This window comes from Pseudomonas sp. NGC7 (assembly GCF_047159675.1).
GTDB lineage: Bacteria > Pseudomonadota > Gammaproteobacteria > Pseudomonadales > Pseudomonadaceae > Aquipseudomonas > Aquipseudomonas kermanshahensis.
In genome coordinates, this window is sequence record NZ_BAAFZY010000001.1 from 2539680 (window position 1) to 2557716 (window position 18037).

The 18037-nt window shown below is 63.0% G+C and carries 7 protein-coding genes; 3 read left to right on the plus strand and 4 right to left on the minus strand.

Features of this window, described 5'->3' with window-relative positions:
• Window positions 1-16: 16 nt before the first annotated feature.
• A complete protein-coding gene (locus ACMCNM_RS11600) occupies window positions 17-5233 on the plus strand; it encodes an NEL-type E3 ubiquitin ligase domain-containing protein (RefSeq protein WP_412764375.1) in 5217 nt (1738 codons plus the stop codon).
• Between the two features lie 58 nt (window positions 5234-5291).
• Here ACMCNM_RS11600 and ACMCNM_RS11605 read toward each other — a convergent pair whose 3' ends face one another.
• Together ACMCNM_RS11605 and ACMCNM_RS11610 are read right to left on the minus strand one after the other, a co-directional pair.
• Complete coding sequence (locus ACMCNM_RS11605; protein WP_099453512.1) at window positions 5292-5786, minus strand: DUF934 domain-containing protein; 495 nt, start codon at window positions 5784-5786, stop codon at window positions 5292-5294.
• Window positions 5770-7422: a nitrite/sulfite reductase gene (locus ACMCNM_RS11610; protein ID WP_186678856.1), complete on the minus strand. Its 1653-nt coding sequence runs from the start codon at window positions 7420-7422 to the stop codon at window positions 5770-5772. The genes ACMCNM_RS11605 and ACMCNM_RS11610 overlap by 17 nt, the downstream gene beginning before the upstream one ends.
• Before the next feature lie 215 nt (window positions 7423-7637).
• Here ACMCNM_RS11610 and ACMCNM_RS11615 point away from each other — a divergent pair, with 215 nt between their 5' ends.
• Together ACMCNM_RS11615 and ACMCNM_RS11620 are read left to right on the plus strand one after the other, a co-directional pair.
• Window positions 7638-8714, plus strand: coding sequence for an ABC transporter substrate-binding protein (locus ACMCNM_RS11615; protein WP_099429896.1), 1077 nt, complete (start codon window positions 7638-7640; stop codon window positions 8712-8714).
• 74 nt (window positions 8715-8788) lie between these two features.
• Entirely contained in the window at window positions 8789-13525 is a 4737-nt protein-coding gene (locus ACMCNM_RS11620) for a hypothetical protein (protein WP_412764376.1), read from the plus strand.
• 288 nt (window positions 13526-13813) lie between these two features.
• On the opposite strand, the gene ACMCNM_RS11625 is transcribed toward ACMCNM_RS11620, so the two are convergent.
• Together ACMCNM_RS11625 and metH are read right to left on the minus strand one after the other, a co-directional pair.
• Window positions 13814-14032, minus strand: coding sequence for a DUF2970 domain-containing protein (locus tag ACMCNM_RS11625; protein ID WP_099453514.1), 219 nt, complete (start codon window positions 14030-14032; stop codon window positions 13814-13816).
• A 164-nt stretch (window positions 14033-14196) separates the two neighbouring features.
• Window positions 14197-17904, minus strand: a complete 3708-nt coding sequence (metH, locus tag ACMCNM_RS11630) for a methionine synthase (protein ID WP_412764377.1) — start codon at window positions 17902-17904, stop codon at window positions 14197-14199.
• Window positions 17905-18037 lie beyond the last annotated feature (133 nt).

The following is an 18037-nucleotide window of genomic DNA, read 5'->3' on the forward strand; positions in this document are numbered from 1 at the left end:
GCCCAAGGAGCCTGCGATGCCAGATCTACCCTTTGCCAACGACTCCACCGACGCCCTGATCGCCAGCCGCTTGCCCGCCTGGCTGACGACGGCCTCGCTGGAGACCCTCTACGCCCTGCACGAAAGCCAGCGCTGGCAGCAGCAGGTACAGCATGAGCTGCACGGCTTGTTGGCACGGATCACGCCATTGGATGCGTTTGCCGCGCCTTTGCTGCAACACGCATTGCAGGAGCAACACCAGCTGACACTCGATGTACGCCAGGCCACCCTGCGGCGCAGAACCTTACAGCGTTTTCCTTCATACATTGCCCACATCCCGGATGGGGTCAAAGCGCAGGTCTACCAGCACAGCCTGCTGCAGTCGGCACTGCACAACTTCACCGAGGGCGAAACCCTCGCCACTGGGCTCATGCAGGGGAGTGCGGTGTTGGACAGCGGGGGGCAAGCCCTCGGCCTGTCGCCCAACGCGTTCACCGTATTGTGCCGCTCGCTCGACCTGGGTGGCCAATACCAAGCTTACCTGCGGGGACAGTTGACTCCAGGCGGGGAGGCTGGCCGGCACATCGAAGCGTTGATGGAGGAGGGCTTTCGCGCAAGCCTGGAGGCCGCTCTGCGACAGTCGCTGGTCAATGGAGAGATCGTGGCGCATGCCTGTGAGCAATGTGCGCCGCTGCTGGCCGTGGTCGCGACCAAGTCAGCGATCGCCGGGTTCGAGCCGCGGCAGATCAGGGTGTTTGGCCTGCGGGTGCGAGGGGCCGTGGCCTTTCAGGTTCGTCATGCTGACCAGGAGGGTGTGCTGTGTTGGATCCCCGATGACCCTCACGGCCCATTGACCTGGTTCGCCTCCTGGGACTTGCTATTCCTGACCTTGGGCAAACAGTTCCGCTTGCCGAAGTACGTCGAGTTCTTCCAACGATTCATCGGTGAGCGAGACCGAGAAGCCTACACGCGAGCCCTGGACCATGCGTTGAAGCGTGCGGGCCAGAATGCCCCCGTTCAGCTCGACGGCCGCCACGAGGCGATCGAGCTGCCGTTGTTCGAGCACTTGCGCAAGCAACAGATCGATACCCTGCTGGACAACGCCAAGGTGCATGCCGTGCCCACGGCCGCCGTGGATGCCCAGGCGCGGGACCGACGTTTGCATTTCTGCCAGAGCTTTGCTCTGGATGCACTGGGCTTGGCGAGTTTCGCCTTGCCGGTGCTAGCGTTGCCGTTGTTGGGCATCACAGCGCTGCAGGTGGCGGACGAGGTGTACGAGGGGTATGCCGATTGGCAGCTCGGTGACCGCCAGGGCGCACTGGAGCATGCCTATGCCGTGGCCGAGACGCTGATCATGACAGCAGCCAATGTCGGCGCGGGTACTGCCTCGCATCGCTTGGCCCGTGCAGCCGTGGTCGATGAATGGGTCCCCGTACAGACCAGTCAGCACGGGTTGAAACTGTGCGACCCCGAGCTCCCCGGGTATGCCGTCGAGGGGCCAGGCGCTCTGGGGCAACTTACCGTGGCAGAGGGGCGAGAGTACCTGCGTACACCGCTAGCAAGGCACTTGACCGAGCTGGACGCTGAATCGCAGCAACGGCACATCCGCCACCCTGTCCGCGCCGATGCCTATGCGCCCTTGCTTGAGGGCAATGATGCCGGTGGCTGGCAGCATGAACTCGAACACCCCCACGAGTGGCAGGGGAGCGCTCAGTTGTTGCGCGACCTGGGCCATGACCTGGCGCACCTTGATGACCAGGTGGCCCATGAAGTGTTGCGCGCAACCGGGCTCGATGAGGGCCGACTGCGCCGGCTGCATGTAGAACATGCACCGCCCCCCGCGCGGCTGCTGGATGCCGTGCAGCGTCATCAACTGCATGACCAGTTGCCCTGGTTGCGGGACGAAGGCTTCGAGCTTCATCTGCAGGCGCAGCAAGCGCCCCCCACGGCGGACGAAGCCCTGTTGCAGCGTGACTTTCCCGGGCTCACTGTGAACGTGGCCAGGGAGATCATCGAGCACGCTACCGAGGCGCAGGTCGAGCACCTGCAAGCACGCCAGCGCGTCCCGCTGGCCTTGGCCGAGCAGGCGCGCTGGTACCTACGGGATACGCGCCTGGACCGCGCCTGTGCAGGCCTGCTGCAGGCGGCAGCGCTCAATCGCGACAGCGAGCAACTGGCCTTGGCCTTGATTGCCGATCGTGCGCCGTGGCGAGGCGTGCGCATAGAGCTGCGCAGCGGCACGCTGACCGGCGAACGGACCGCCTGGGCGGGTGCACAGGCAGCCACTGAGGTGCGCAGCGTGCTCAGAACGGCCAAGGGCTATCAGGCCCTGGATGCCTACGGGCGCGCCTTGCCCGCGGCCAATGCCGAGGACAGCCTGTTCCAGGCGCTGTTGCTGCAGCTCGACCCGTGGCAGCGGCGGGCCCTGGGTGAAGCCAGCGAGTCCCCGCAGACACTGGCCGATGCCTTGTCGAAGTGGGCCAGCGAGCAGCGCGACAAGGTCGCCACGCTGCTGGGCATGGCGCCCGTCGGGCTAGGCTTCCGGCCACCGGTGCGGCTGGGCGATGGTCGCCTGGGCTACCCCCTGAGCGGCCGTGGCGAAAGCAGCAATCGCGCACTGCGCCGGGGTATTCAGCGGTTGTTTCCCGACTATGACGACAGCGCCCTCGAAGCCTTCAACAATACCGCCCGCGAGCAGGGGCTCACCCCGTGGAACTACTACCTGCGCCTGTGCGAAGAGCAGCGTGCACTGGATCAGGCGCTAGGGCGCTGGCGCCGGCAATCGTCCGGGCCGATCCAATTGATCAGACGCGCACGCATGGCACGGCGGATTCGGCATGCCTGGCAGCGGCGTGTACGTGATGCCAGTGGCAACCCCATACTGGTCCTTGAAGGCACACGGTTGGGCAGCCTGCCCGACCTTCCGCCCGCAGTGAATTTCGATCATGTGACCACGTTGACGCTGCGCAACCTGGAGCTGACTGAGGTCAACGCCGACTTCCTCGCTCGTTTCCCGCGCGTAAACCAACTGGACCTGTCGCGAAACCGGCTGACAGCCATGCCCGACACCTCGCACATGGCGAACCTTGAATGGGTCGATCTCAGTCACAATCGCATCGTTGACGTCAGTGAGGCGCAGGCCCCCTTGCTGCGGGCCAACCCCGACAGCGTGCGTTTACACGGCAACCCGTTGTCTGCGGTTGCGCTTGAGCGTTTAAATGTTGCTCCGCCCCCGCCGGTCGTGGAAAGGGTAAATGAGCATGAACAATGGTTCGAGGGGCTGAGCGAGGCGGAAGCCGCCCGTCGTCGCGGGCAGTGGGAGGCGTTAAGGGCTGAAGCCGACAGCGATGCGTTCTTTGGGTACCTCGCAGAACTGCTGCACGCCGAAGACTTTACTCGGCAAGCGCAGGGTATGCGGCGTCGCGTCGGTGAATTGCTCAATGCCATGTTTCACCATACCCATGTGCGGCGTGCAGTGTTCGAGCAGGCCGCCATTCCGCGCGGGCGGGCCGACCTCGATGTGTTGGTCATCAGGCTGCAAGTTGCCTTGCGCACCGATGGCATGCGTGGTCGGCGAGTTGAGCGTGAGTTGCGCAACCTCGGCCGTGAGCTGTTCAGGCTCGATCAGGTCGACCGCTTTGCCGCACAGCACATCGAGCGCTTGCAAGGGCGGCCAGGCCAACGCGATCTGGACGACATTTACTTGGCATTCCGGGTGGGGCTTGCAGAGCCGTTGAGCCTCTATGGCCAGCCGACCTACCTGGACCTTCAGCACGTCGATACAGTAACGCTGGGCGACCTGGCCGAGGCCGAGGCTGCCGTGCACCGGGCCGAGACGCCAGAAGCGCTCAGCCAGTTCCTGGTGCAGCAGACGTTCTGGCAGGACCACGTGCGGGTCGAATACAGCGCGCAGTTTGCAGCCATTCGCCGCAGGTACGGTGCGCGTCTGGCCGCGCTGGTGCCAGAGCCGGGCCAGGACCATGCGCCAAGTGGGCCGGTCAATGCGATCGTCGCCCAGCGCAGGGAAGAGGAGCAGGTACTCACGTTGACCCTTGCGCGTGGCAACCCGTGGAGCTGGTATCGGCTTGAACCCCCGCATGGGCCCGGTACCCTTGCCTATGCACATTTGTCGCGGCAGCTTGAACACAGCCTCGAGGCCTGGCGCGGGCAGCCAAGTGAACCGGAGTATGCGGCGCGGTCGTACGTCGCCGGTGTGCTGCGCGAAGCCTGGCAGTCGAATTACCGTGATGAACTGCCGTCTCTGGGCTCATCCTCCGATGGGTTGGCGGTCAGTTCGCTTCCCGAGCTGCCGGCCGGCATCCAGTTCGAACGCCTGCGCGCATTGTCGCTACGCAACCAGCAGCTTGCCACGCTCAGCGGCGACTTCCTGCACCGCTTCCCCAACCTGGAGGACGTCGACCTCTCAGGCAATCAGCTCTCGACCTTCGAGGGGCTTGAGCATCTGCCACGCCTGCGCAGGTTGTACCTGGGCGGTAATCTGCTCGAGACCTTGGACGGTTTGGGCAATGCCAGGCAACTGACGGACCTGGACCTCAGTGGCAATCAGTTTGTCGAATTGCCGGCCGGTATCGAGCAGTTGGAGCACCTGGCCAGCCTCGACCTTTCCTTCAATCAAATCGCTGTGCTGGATGACCGCGCAGGGCAACTGCCGAACCTTGAAAACCTGCAGCTGGGTGGCAACCTGCTGAACGATGTGCCACGCAGCCTTGGCAACCTTGCCCGGCTAAGCATCCTCAACCTCAGTGCTAATCGGCTGACCCGCGTACCGGAACAACTGAATGGCCTCGGCCGCTTGACCCGTCTGGATCTGCGCGACAACGCGATTGTTTTGGACGCCCAAAGCGAGTTGCGACTGGAATGGTTCTCCCGGTTGCAAGTCCTGAGCCTGGAGGGTAACCCGTTGGGTATGGCGCCGAGGCTGCACTACAACGTGCAACTGCGCTACCTGTCATTACGCGCAACCGGCTTGCGCAGTATGCCCCTGGCGTTGCTGCAGCGTCATCCCGACATGGTCGTGGACTTGCGTGGCAACCGTATCGCGGCACTGAGCGAGGAGGCGCTCGGCTGGATAGAGGCCCATCCGGAGACCGTAAATCTTGAGCAGAACCACTTAAGCGAGGCGGTCATGGCGCGGGTGCGCAATGCGCTGGCGCGTCTGCAAGCAGAGTGGGCGCGGGCGGCAGAAGCGGGGGAGGTGAGCGTGACCAGGAAGCCACCGGGGCGCAGGGGCTGACGGGCGGTGTGCAACAACGCCCCTGACCCGCCAGAGCGCGGGCCAGGGGTGATGAAGATCAGCGGCGGCGGAACAGCGGCAGCGGCTGGTCGGCGGCGGCCTGGTAGGTCACCGAGAAGTCCTTCAGGCTTTGCAGTGCGTCTTCCGGGTCCTTGTCGGCACGGATGGCAAACGCATCGAAGCCACAACGGGCCATGAAGAACAGCTGGTCGCGCAGCACGTCGCCTATGGCGCGCAGCTCACCGGTGAACTTGTAGCGGTCACGCAGCAGGCGCGCGTTGGAGTAACTGCGCCCGTCGGTGAACGCCGGGAAGTTCAAGGCGATGACCTGGAAGTGCTGCACGTCTTCGCCGATCTCTTCCGCTTCTTCGTCGCTGTCCAGCCAGATGCCCAGGCCGCCGTCGCGGGCCTTGAGCACGTGGGCATGGTCGCGCCACAGTTGCAGCGGGACGATGTAGTCGTCGCAGTTGGTCAACTCGTCGAACGACGTTTCCTTGGGCAGCAGGTGCCAGGTTTCGTCGACGATCTGGTTGTTTTTAATGATTCGCTGCATAGACGCGTTCCTTGAAGGGGTCGATGCCGATACGCTGGTAGGTGTCGATGAAACGCTCTTCCTCGGTACGCTGTTCTACGTACACGGCGATCAGCTTTTCAATCACATCGGCCATGGCGTCCTGGGCGAAGGATGGGCCGAGGATCTTGCCCAGGCTCGCGTCACGCGCAGCGTTGCCGCCCAAGGACACCTGGTAGAACTCCTCGCCTTTCTTGTCCACGCCGAGGATGCCGATGTGGCCCACGTGGTGGTGGCCGCAGGCGTTCATGCAACCGGAGATGTTCAGGTCGATCTCGCCGATGTCGAACAGGTAATCCAGGTCGTCGAAACGGCGCTGGATGGATTCGGCGATCGGGATCGACTTGGCGTTGGCCAGCGAGCAGTAGTCACCGCCCGGGCAGCAGATGATGTCGGTCAGCAGGCCGATGTTCGGCGTGGCAAAGCCACCTTCGCGCAGCTCCAGCCACAGGGCGTGCAGCTGGCGTTGCTCAACGTCGGCGAGGATGATGTTCTGCTCGTGCGAGGTGCGCAGGAAGCCGAAGCTGTAGCGCTCGGCGAGGTCCGCCACGGCGTCCAGTTGCTTGTCGGTCAGGTCGCCAGGGGCAACGCCGGTAGGCTTGAGTGACAAGGTCACGGCCACATAGCCAGGGCGCTTGTGGGCGCGGGTGTTGCGCGAGCGCCAGCGGGCGAAACCTGGGGCTTCGGCGTCTTGGGCGCTGTAGTCGACGTTGTCCAGGGCCAGGTAGTCCGGGTCGACGAAGTGGCGCGAAACACGCTGTACTTCCTCTTCGGTCAGGGTGCTGTTGCCGCCGCGCAGGTGGACCATTTCGGCCTCGACCTTTTCGGCGAACACTTCAGGCGTCAGCGCCTTGACCAGGATCTTGATCCGCGCCTTGTACTTGTTGTCACGGCGACCGTAACGGTTGTACACGCGCAGGATGGCGTCCAGGTAGCTGATCAGGTCCTGCCAAGGCAGGAACTCGTTGATGAACGAGCCGACCACCGGGGTACGCCCCAGGCCGCCGCCAACCAGCACACGGAAGCCCAGCTCGCCCGCTTCGTTGCGCACCGGCTCCAGGCCGATATCGTGCACTTCGATGGCCGCGCGGTCTTCTTTCGAGCCGTTGATGGCGATCTTGAACTTGCGCGGCAGGTAGGCGAATTCCGGGTGGAAGGTGGTCCACTGGCGGACGATCTCGCACCAAGGGCGCGGGTCGATGATTTCATCTGCGGCAACACCGGCGAACTGGTCGGTGGTGGTGTTGCGCAGGCAGTTGCCGCTGGTCTGGATCGCGTGCATCTGCACGGTGGCCAGCTCGGCGAGGATGTCTGGGATGTCTTCCAGCGCCGGCCAGTTGAACTGCACGTTCTGGCGGGTGGAAATGTGGGCGTAGCCCTTGTCGTAGTCGCGAGCGATCTTGGCCAGTGTGCGGACCTGGCGCGCGTTCAGCTGGCCATAAGGCACGGCGACACGCAGCATCGGGGCGAAACGTTGGATATAAAGGCCGTTCTGCAGGCGCAGAGGGCGGAATTCTTCTTCGCTCAGCTCCCCGGCCAGGTAGCGGCGGGTCTGATCACGGAACTGCTTGACGCGGTCCTCGATGATCCGCTGATCGTACTCGTCGTATACGTACATAAAAGTCCTGTCTCAGGCTGCATGCAGCTATTCGCGCGCACGGCCGCGCACTCCGGTTCGGAGCTGGGGAACGATATCAGAGTGTGTTTATGCGCTAAAGTGATGTTTTTGCATATGAAAAGAACCAAACGAACTAAGTGAGACTGACTGGCATTTGTTCGTCCGCCTGTGCCGTGGGGTTATACTCGCGGGTTTGTTGCAAGGGGTGTAACCGCATGCTCAAGGCGCTTTGCCAAAGCTTGTGCCTGAGCCTGCCGTTGGCAGCCAATGCGCAGGCTGCTTCCGTCGTGTTCCTTAACCCAGGCTTGTCCACCGAGACATTTTGGGTCAGCTATGCGCGCTTCATGCAGGCAGCGGCTGACGACTTGGGCATGACGCTGCGGGTCGAATACAGCGAGCGCAATGCCGAGCGAACCCTGAGCCAGGCACGGGCGCTGCTCAAGGGCCCGCAGCGGCCGGACTATCTGGTGCTGGTCAACGAACAGTATGTGGCGCCGGAAATCATCCGCCTGTCGAAGGGGACCGGGGTCAAGCTGTTTCTGGTCAACAACGGGCTGACGGCCAGCCAGGCACAAAGCATCGAGGCGCAGCCCGAGAAGTATCCCCAGGTGCTGGGCACGCTGACCACCAACGACGAGCAGGCCGGTTACCAGATGCTGCACCAGATGGTTGCCTTGCTCCCACGCACTGACGGGCCGGTGGACCTGGTGGCCTTCGCCGGGGTCAAGACCACGCCAGCCTCGCAACGGCGCGAAGCGGGCATGCGCCGCGCCTTGGCCGACTTCCCTCAGGTGCGTCTGCGCCAGGTGGTGTATGGCGGCTGGAGCCGTGAGCGCGCCTTCGAGCAGGCGCGTGTGTTGCTGCAGCGTTACCCGGACACCACGCTTGTGTGGTCGGCCAACGATGAGATGGCCTTCGGCGCCATGCAGGCATTCGAGGCGGCTGGGCGCATGCCAGGGCGCGATGCGGTGTTCAGCGCCGTCAACAGTTCGCCCGAGGCGTTGCGGGCGCGGGTCGACGGGCGCCTTGGGGTGTTGATGGGTGGGCACTTCACCTTGGGTGGCTGGGCCATGGTCATGCTGCACGACGATGCGCGCGGGCTGGTGGTCAATCGCGATGGCCTGCGTGAGCACAGCGTGCCCGCGTTGCAGTCGATTGACCAGGCAAAGGCGCGGCGTTGGCTCAAGTTGCTCGAGCAGGCTGATCATGGTGTCGATTTCCAGCCCTACAGCGCTGAAGGGCGCCCGGCTGACTACACGTACCCGTTTCTGACCGCACCGATGGATTACTGAATGGCATAGGTAAGTACCGCTGCAGGGCATTGGTGCCTTGTTCAGATGACAGCCTCTAATTAAAGGAGCCTGTCATGCCCAACTTGCCTGCCGCCGACAGCGTTAGCTCGGCTCACGTCGATACCCACATCACGCTATACCCCAGTGGTCATGAACCCATTCTGCTGACCGCAGATCAAAGCAATGCTGCAGCTCTGATGGCCAAGGCCCTCGGTGCAATGGAAGCGTTCTACGGGACGTTGAACAAGGCACAGCGCGCACGGCTGGACGCCTTGTATGGCACGCCCCGGGTGGGCGCCGATGCACTCATGAAGGTCGTGCAGGGCGCCAAGGCACAGGTCAGCCGCCAGCTCGCCGCGTTGTGTGGGCACGAGGTGAAGGTGGACGCTGTGCGTATTCACACGGCCCGCTCCGAAAAGCCCGATGTCAGCGAGCCACTGTGGGCTTGGCTCGCTCGCGGTACACCTGTCCAGCTTGCCCAGCCCCGGCTGACCCGGGATGCCAACAATTTTGTCGACAACAGTTGGCTGACGCTCGATGGCGATGCCTTGGTCAAGCAGGACGGCAGCCAGGTAACGGTTGATGAAGTTGTCAGCATTGGCCGTGAGCTGGACATCGGGGCCTCGATCGCCACCCAGTGTGATGCCTGGCTTGCGCAAGCGGAGGTGGCCTCGACGATCAGGCGCGAGTCGAATGCCAACCTCGAGATAGCACTGCTCAATGCCCTGAAAGTGGGGCAGATTACGCCTGCGCAGCTCTTGCAACTGCAGGCGAGCGCCGGCGTGTCGCTGGCGGGGATAGTGAGCTATGGCTTGCCAATCGCGGGGCTGACACTGCACAGAGGCAACTTCATGTTACGCGTGGAGGGGCATGACCTGCCGGTGTACGCCCTGAGTACAGCCAGCGGCGTTTACGTCTATGCGGGCCTGTTCCCCGAGGGCCGGTTGTTCGTTGCCAACGCCGCGCAAGGTTTCAGCGCCATGCAGGTATTCACCGAGGCGTTTCGCCGCGACCTTTGGGGCACTCGGCGTGAGCGTTCGGGGTGGTCATGGTCGCTGCTGACGCCATCGGCACAGCGGACGGTGAGCGCTAAGCTGCCGCAGCCGTTGGCAACTAGCACGGCCTACCCAGCAAGCGCCTATTGGGCCCATGGCGCCGGTGTTTACGCGAGCAAGGCGGACTATGATCGAGGCGCAAGCGGCGTGCGCTTCACTGCACCGTATCCGTTGTCGCGGGACACGGTCACCGGCCGATTGGCAAGCGCTTATGGCGCCTTGCTGGTGGGGCGGGTCAAAGAGCATTTCACGCCCAATCAGAGCAGCAGCCTGGAGCATGCCCAGCGCATCGGCGCCGAGGTGCTCGCCTTCGTGCTGGACGTCATCTTGATTGCGGTCCCTGGCGATGTGAAGTTCCCAGGCCGGGCGCTACTGTTCAAGGCCATGTTCGCCAAGCAGCTGGCCATTGACCTGCCGCAGAACCTGGTGCAATCGAAGTGGGATGAGGCGGCCGAAACGCTGGTGGATTTTTTCGAGACCGTGCTGGAAATGCAGCTCCTGCGCAAGGCGGGCACGCTGGTCAGGTCGCGGCTCGACAAGCTCAACCGAACGCTTTTGCCAGGTCGCACGGTGTCTACTGCCGATACAGGCGGTGTCGGCGTCACCCCGGTCACGGCCGTGCAGCGTTTGCGCAGCATGTTGCCATCGACGCTTCACGGCTTGAGCGATGATGCTGTGGCCACAGTGCTGCGTCATGCAGGGGTCAGCAAGCAGGCCTTGAATGCCATGTGGCGGGGGAAGGCCCCGATGGACATGGCACTTGCTGCAGCCGCCAGCGCAGCGATGAGCCGTGAGCTAATCGGGCAAACGGCATTGCTGATGGCGACTCCGCGCTACACGCAGCTGCCGGAAGCTGTGGAATGGCCGGTGGTGGGCTGGCTGGCCCACAGCCTGAATGTTCGCATCAGCGTCGAGGATGCCCACGGCCGCTCGCTCAGGGTATTCGAGCCTGAGCGCGGGACAGCAGAGGGTGAAGGCGCAGCGAGGCGTGAAGTCGTGCTGACTCGGCATGACCGATGGCATTACGGGACCGGTCAGGAAAATGGCAACGGCGAGACAGCCGATTCGCTGTTTTTCTACGTGCAGGCGCCCACCCGGCCTGGGCAGGTCGTTGACAATCGCGACGAGGTGGCAACGCGCTTGAAGCATGATGCCGCAAGCCAGTTCGAGCGACCGGAGCAGGCGTACCTGCTGCAGCGCGCCATCCACCACCACAACCGACCCCGTGCCAGCGTACCCAAGGGTGAAGGTGCACTGCTGGCCGTGTCGGTGGAGGGCAATGTCAAGCTCCCCGAGGAACGGCTGCAGGGCAGCGAGGCCCGTGCGGTCAGCGCGCACAGTGAACGTTGCGTCGCACAACCGCGAAGCCCAGCAAACCTGGCCAAGGCCAGGTACCAAGCGGACCTTGCCGCGCTGGCCGGTGCGCCAGGGCCCGCCGGCCCGCAATCCTTGACCTTCAGCGCAGAGTCGATGTACTTGAGCGCGCTGCTGCGTGTGTTCAGTGCGCACGACCTGCAGCAGCGTATCGCGGTCAGGGTGGTGGCTGGCGGTAGAAGCGTCGCGGCCTGGGGTAGCGAGCAGGCTGAGCAGGTGCTGGTCCTGCAGCGTCGAGGTGAGGAGGGTGCCTATGTCTATAGGGGGCAACTGGACGGCGCCGACACCGTGGCACCGGCCAAGGACAGTTCGGCACCTGTGAGTGATGTGCTTCTACGGGGCATGGACGACGCTGCCCGCGAACGTCTAGGGATCAACATCAGCGATGCGCAGGCGCTGAATAGAGCGGTGATGGGCAAGCTGCTGGCCGATGCCGGAAGCGCTCCAATGCCAGGTGGCCTGAAAGGGCTGGACTTACGCGTCGACCCTGAGTTGGACGCCTACCTGCAAGCTGTGACGCTGCACGAAGTGCCTGGCGCCGACGGCCTGATCTTGCAGGACGACAAAGCATGGATACAGCGGGGGGCGGGCGCACTGGAAGTGCATCAGGAGGGGCCGTCGTGGCGGGTGCAGGGGCCAGGCGCGGCGCGTGGGCCGCTGTTGCACCGAAGTTACGGCGAATGGCGCCGTTTGCAGGAACCTGTGGAGGCTGTCGCCCAATTGGTTGACGGCCCCGTACTCGGCGCAGCGGTGCAGGCCAGATTGGCGGCGCTGCACGCCCGAGACCCGCTGGCACGCCTTTACCATGACACGGCCGCCAACGCAGGCGGCGGCGCGAGCTACATTGCCTTCCGTGGCCTGAGCAGCACCTTCTACCGGGTCAAGCCCGCTGAGCCGGGGGCGGTGGAGGTGGAAGTGGTCCGGCCCGCAGGCACCGGTGGCGGTGTATGGCTGCATCGGTTGCAGTCTGGCATCTGGCAACTTGCGCGTACCTTGCCAGGGGGCATGTACCACAATGCTGACCCTGCGCCGTGGCGGCCATGGCGCAGGCCCGGCGCGCAGCAACTCCCCCATACGTTGGGTTTGTCAGGTTCCACGCATGAAGGCACGTTCAGCCTTGCGGGCGGCACGCACAAAGCGTCCAATCGCTTCTTTCCATTTGTACGCCCCACGAACCGTCGTGCCGAATTCAACAGGCTGTTTGCCAATGCTCCGGAAAACGTACAGCGCAGCAGCGACAATGCCAACATCGCCGCGAAGGTTGAGCTGTTTCATCACCAATGGCGTTTGCCCGTGGATATCACGGCGCTGCGTTTCTTTCGCATGCCAGGCGAAATTACATCAGAAGCCAAGCACATCAACGGGGCCTTGATTGCTGACCTGGTGACAGCCCAACAGGCAGGGCAGCCGCTGATCAGGCGTGTGCTGGAGCCCATGTCAGGGTCGGGCTTCTATGGCAATTTCGTCAGGGCCGCCGGGTTTCGTGGCGAAATGAGGATCAACGACATCAGCCCCCTGGTCACGCTGACGCAAACTGAAATCGTTCGGCAGCCCGATCGGGTAAAACACCATATTAATAACATCAAGCAGGCCTTGGTCGAGCTTTGGCAGGTCAATAATCATGACGTCGCTTTCGATCCGCAGACCTTGAGAATCGACCTCCCTGATGGCAACGCTTCCCGCACTTTCGTGAACTCTCCCCAGGTCGTACGTTATCGAGTCGACGTGAGACACTATTTTTACACGACGGTGGAAACGCAATACAGATTGCGCGATGGGGATATTGTGGTGTCTCCCGATTCGTCGTTCCTGGCAGACCCTGTAAACGGCGAGACCGAGGCAAGGGCCTACATTGCCGCCGCGTTCTATATCATGCAGACCAATTCGGTCCGGCACCGGGCACCTGTGGAGATCAATGAAATGGGCCGGCTCGACCTGCCGATGTCGATCGTCGTCACGGATGGCAATGCGGGCTCGGTGCTGTTGCTGGCCAATGGGCTGTCGAATCTCGACGGTCTGAATTACCTGAGCTATCTGCACAGTCATGAGCAAGGGCAAACGACCTTTTCCAGGGCCGACGGTTGGGAAATGCTTCGGGTGACCGACGGTGTAAGCAACCTGGGGGACCTGGCTATCCTCAGTGGTCACTTCAGCAATTTCTACCTTAACGAGGTGCAGTTCATGGACAGGGTCAGGGACCATGTCATGCCCTTTGTCCACAACCGTGGCCGGGTCATCATCACCAATGCTTACTCCCCGTACAAAGAGCGTGCCTACCTGGCGTTGGGGTTGCGGGTGTTCGTGCTGGAAAACGCAGCCGCGAGTTACCTGTTGGTGATGAACGATGCGGTGGCGAGGGATGCAGGCCTTGCCAATTCCTGAGCGTCGCCCGTCGCCGGACAAAAGACCTTGCTTGAGGAAAGGGCATTGCTCGTCTTAACTGCTGTGGGTGAAGTGCATTCCCATAACCACAACAAGAGGCAATGCAATGGGAAACTCAACCAAGGTCCGCAAAGCTGACAGCAGTGTCGATGCCTGGGCGATTCTTTGCTTGATCGTCCTGGTGGTGGTCACCGCCGTGTATTGGGTCAGCCACCAGTAGACTTCCATTTAGACCGTGATCCAGCCAAGACGCCTGCGGGAGGGATTCCCGCAGGCGTTTTCATGGGCTCAACGCGCGGTCATGTGCATGGCCAATTGCACCAGGCCGATCAGTATCAGAATGAACAGCAGGGTGAACACGGTACCCATCGCAATGAAATGGCTGGCCTTGCCGTGGGTGAAATCGCGTGCGCGGTTCTTGCCGCTCTGCACACCGAAGGCGGCGGCGAGGATGCTGTGCAGCATTTGCCAGAAGGTGGGGGGCTTGCCTTGGCTTGAGTCGTCCATGGGGGCTCCTGGGTATTCGGAGGCAATCAGGGACAGTGTAGGCAATGGAAGGGGTGTTGGCTTTGCTGGCCTCTTCGCGGGCAAGCCCGCTCCCACAGGAAGGGCGCGCAAATCCCTGTAGGCGCGGGCTTGCCCGCGAAGAGGCCAGTCAGGCTAGAACGGTCTTAGCTGTCGTACCCAAGGTTCGGCGCCAACCAACGCTCACTCACGCTCACCTCCTGGCCTTTACGCGCGCTGTAGCTGTCGATCTGGTCCTTGTCGACCTTGCCCACGGCAAAGTACTGCGCCTGCGGGTGGGCAAAGTACCAGCCGCTGACCGCCGCCGCCGGGAACATCGCAAAGTGTTCGGTCAGGAACACGCCGCTTGGGCCTGTCTCGCCAATGGCCGTGCCATCGAGCAGGCGGAACAGGGTTTCTTTCTCGGTGTGGTCCGGGCAGGCCGGGTAGCCGGGGGCAGGGCGGATGCCGCTGTACTGCTCCTTGATCAACGCTTCGTTATCCAGGTGCTCGTCGCGGGCATAACCCCAGTGCTCTTTACGCACCTGCTCGTGCAGCCATTCGGCGCAGGCTTCGGCCAGGCGGTCGGCCAAGGCCTTGACCATGATCGAGCTGTAGTCATCGCCCTTGTCCTGGTAGGCCTTGGCCACTTCCTCGGCGCCGATGCCTGCGGTGGTGATGAAGCCGCCGACGTAGTCGGTGACGCCGCTGTCTTTGGGTGCGACGAAGTCGGCCAGCGACCAGTTTGGCTTGTTGTCAGGCTTGATGGTCTGCTGGCGCAGGTGGTGCAAGGTGGCCAGGGGCTGGCCGTCATCGCCATAGACCTCGATGTCGTCATCGGCGACCTGGTTGGCCGGCCAGAAACCGAACACGGCGCGGGCACTGATCAGCTTCTCGTCGATCAGTTTGTCGAGCATCTCGCGGGCGTCCTTGTACAGCGACGTCGCGGCTTCGCCGACCACTTCGTCGGTGAGGATGCGCGGGAATTTGCCGGCCAGGTCCCAGGAGATGAAGAACGGTGTCCAGTCGATGTACTCGGCCAGGGTGCGCAGGTTGATGTCTTCCAGCACCTTGACGCCGGTGAAGGTAGGCACGGCTGGCTGGTAGCTTGCCCAATCATACTGCGGCTTGGCCGCGATGGCCTTGGCGTAGCTCAGGCGCTCGGTGCGGGCACTGCGGTTGGCGGTGCGCTCGCGCACGTCGACGTAATCCTGGCGGGTTTTCTCGACGAAGCCGGGCTTGAGCTCCTTGGACAACAATTGGGTCGCCACGCCGACGGCGCGCGAAGCGTCGGTGACGTAGATCACCGCGTCGTTGCTGTACTTGGGTTCGATCTTCACCGCCGTGTGCGCCTTGGAGGTAGTCGCGCCACCGATCATCAGCGGCAGGTTGAAACCCTGACGCTGCATTTCGCGGGCAACGTGGACCATCTCGTCCAGCGACGGGGTGATCAGGCCAGACAGGCCGATGATGTCGCATTTCTCGTCGCGTGCGGTCTGCAGGATTTTCTCGGCCGGCACCATCACGCCCAGGTCGACGATGTCGTAGCCGTTACAGCCCAGCACCACGCCGACGATGTTCTTGCCGATGTCGTGCACGTCGCCCTTGACCGTGGCCATCAGGATCTTGCCCTTGGCTTCGGGCTTGTCGCCTTTTTCGGCTTCGATGAACGGGATCAGGTGCGCTACGGCCTGCTTCATCACGCGCGCCGACTTGACCACCTGCGGCAAGAACATCTTGCCGGCACCGAACAGGTCGCCGACCACGTTCATGCCGCTCATCAGCGGGCCTTCGATGACTTCGATCGGGCGCGCGCACTGCTGGCGGCACTCCTCGGTGTCTTCGACGATGTGCGCGGTGATGCCTTTGACCAGGGCATGTTCCAGGCGTTTGCCGACCGGCAGCGAGCGCCAGGCTTCGTTTTCGACTTCCTTGGTGGCGCCGCCGCCTTTGTAGTCGTCGGCGATGGCCAGCAGGGCATCGGTGCCTTCCGGGGTGCGGTTGAGCACCACGTCCTCGACCTTGTTGCGCAGGTCGGCCGGGATTTCGTCGTAGATTTCCAGCTGGCCGGCGTTGACGATACCCATGGTCAGGCCATTGCGGATGGCGTGGAACAGGAACACCGAGTGGATCGCTTCACGCACCGGGTTGTTGCCGCGGAACGAGAACGACACGTTGGACACACCACCCGAGCTCAAGGCGTGGGGCAGGTGGTCGCGGATGTAGGCGCAGGCTTCGATGAAGTCGACAGCGTAGTTGTTGTGCTCTTCGATGCCGGTGGCGACGGCGAAGATGTTCGGGTCGAAGATGATGTCTTCCGGCGGGAAGCCGACTTCGTTGACCAGGATGTCGTAGCTGCGCTTGCAGATTTCCTTCTTGCGCGCGGCGGTGTCGGCCTGGCCGACCTCGTCGAAGGCCATCACCACCACGGCGGCGCCGTAGCGCTTGCACAGGCGGGCGTGGTGCTTGAACTGCTCGACGCCTTCCTTCATGGAAATCGAGTTGACGATGCCCTTGCCCTGGATGCACTTGAGGCCCGCCTCGATCACTTCCCACTTGGAGGAGTCGATCATGATCGGCACGCGGGAGATGTCCGGCTCGCCAGCGATCATGTTGAGGAAGCGGACCATGGCGGCCTGGGAGTCGAGCATCCCTTCGTCCATGTTGATGTCGATTACCTGGGCACCGGCTTCGACCTGTTGCAGGGCCACTTCCAGGGCTTCGGTGTAGTTCTCTTCGCGGATCAGCCGGGCGAACTTGGCGGAACCGGTGATGTTGGTGCGCTCGCCCACGTTGACGAACAGCGACTGGCGGTCGATGGTGAACGGCTCCAGACCCGACAGGCGGCAGGCCTTGGCGATCTCCGGGATCTCACGTGGCTTGTACTTGGCAACCGCCTCGGCGATGGCCTGGATGTGGCCTGGGGTGGTGCCGCAGCAGCCGCCGATGATGTTGAGGAAGCCGCTGGCAGCGAACTCCTCGACCACCGCGGCCATTTCGGCCGGGGTTTCGTCGTACTCACCAAAGGCGTTGGGCAGGCCGGCGTTGGGGTGCGCCGAGACGTGGGTGTCGGCCTTGGTCGACAGCTCTTCCAGGTACGGGCGCAGGTCCTTGGCGCCGAGGGCGCAGTTGAGGCCGACGGAAATCGGCTTGGCGTGGCGCACCGAGTTCCAGAAGGCTTCGGTGGTCTGGCCCGACAGGGTGCGGCCCGAGGCGTCGGTGATGGTGCCGGAGATCATGATCGGCAGTTCGACGTTGTCATCCTCGAACACCTGTTGCACGGCGAAGATCGCGGCCTTGGCGTTGAGGGTGTCGAAGATGGTTTCGATCAGGATCAGGTCGGCGCCGCCCTCGATCAGGCCGCGGGTGGCCTCGATGTAGTTTTCTACCAGTTCGTCGAAGGTGACGTTGCGGTAGCCGGGGTCGTTGACGTCCGGGGAAATCGAGCAGGTGCGGCTGGTCGGGCCCAGTACGCCGGCGACGAAGCGCGGTTTGTCCGGCGTCTCCAGGGTCTTGGCGTCGGCCACCTGGCGGGCGATGCGCGCGCCTTCGACGTTCAGCTCGTAGACCAGCGATTCCATGCCGTAGTCGGCCTGGGAAATCTGCGTGGCGTTGAAGGTGTTGGTTTCGAGAATATCGGCGCCAGCGTCCAGGTAGGCTTTCTCGATCGCGGCGATGACATCGGGGCGGCTGAGCAGCAACAAGTCGTTGTTACCTTTCACATCGCTTGGCCAATCAGCAAAGCGCGTGCCACGATAGTCGTGTTCCTCGAGGCGATAACTTTGGATCATAGTACCCATGCCGCCGTCGAGGATCAGGATGCGCTCTTTGAGTGCGTGCTGGAGTGCTTGGAGACGAGCGCTGCGGTCGGACATAGGAACTACCTGGTCGGGCGAATATCAGAAGGTGCCGAATCATAACAAAGCTGCGCGGTTTTTAGGCGCACTGCCCATTTGCATGAATTTAGCTCATGTTGGCACACAAGCACCCAAGGACGACCAGGCAATC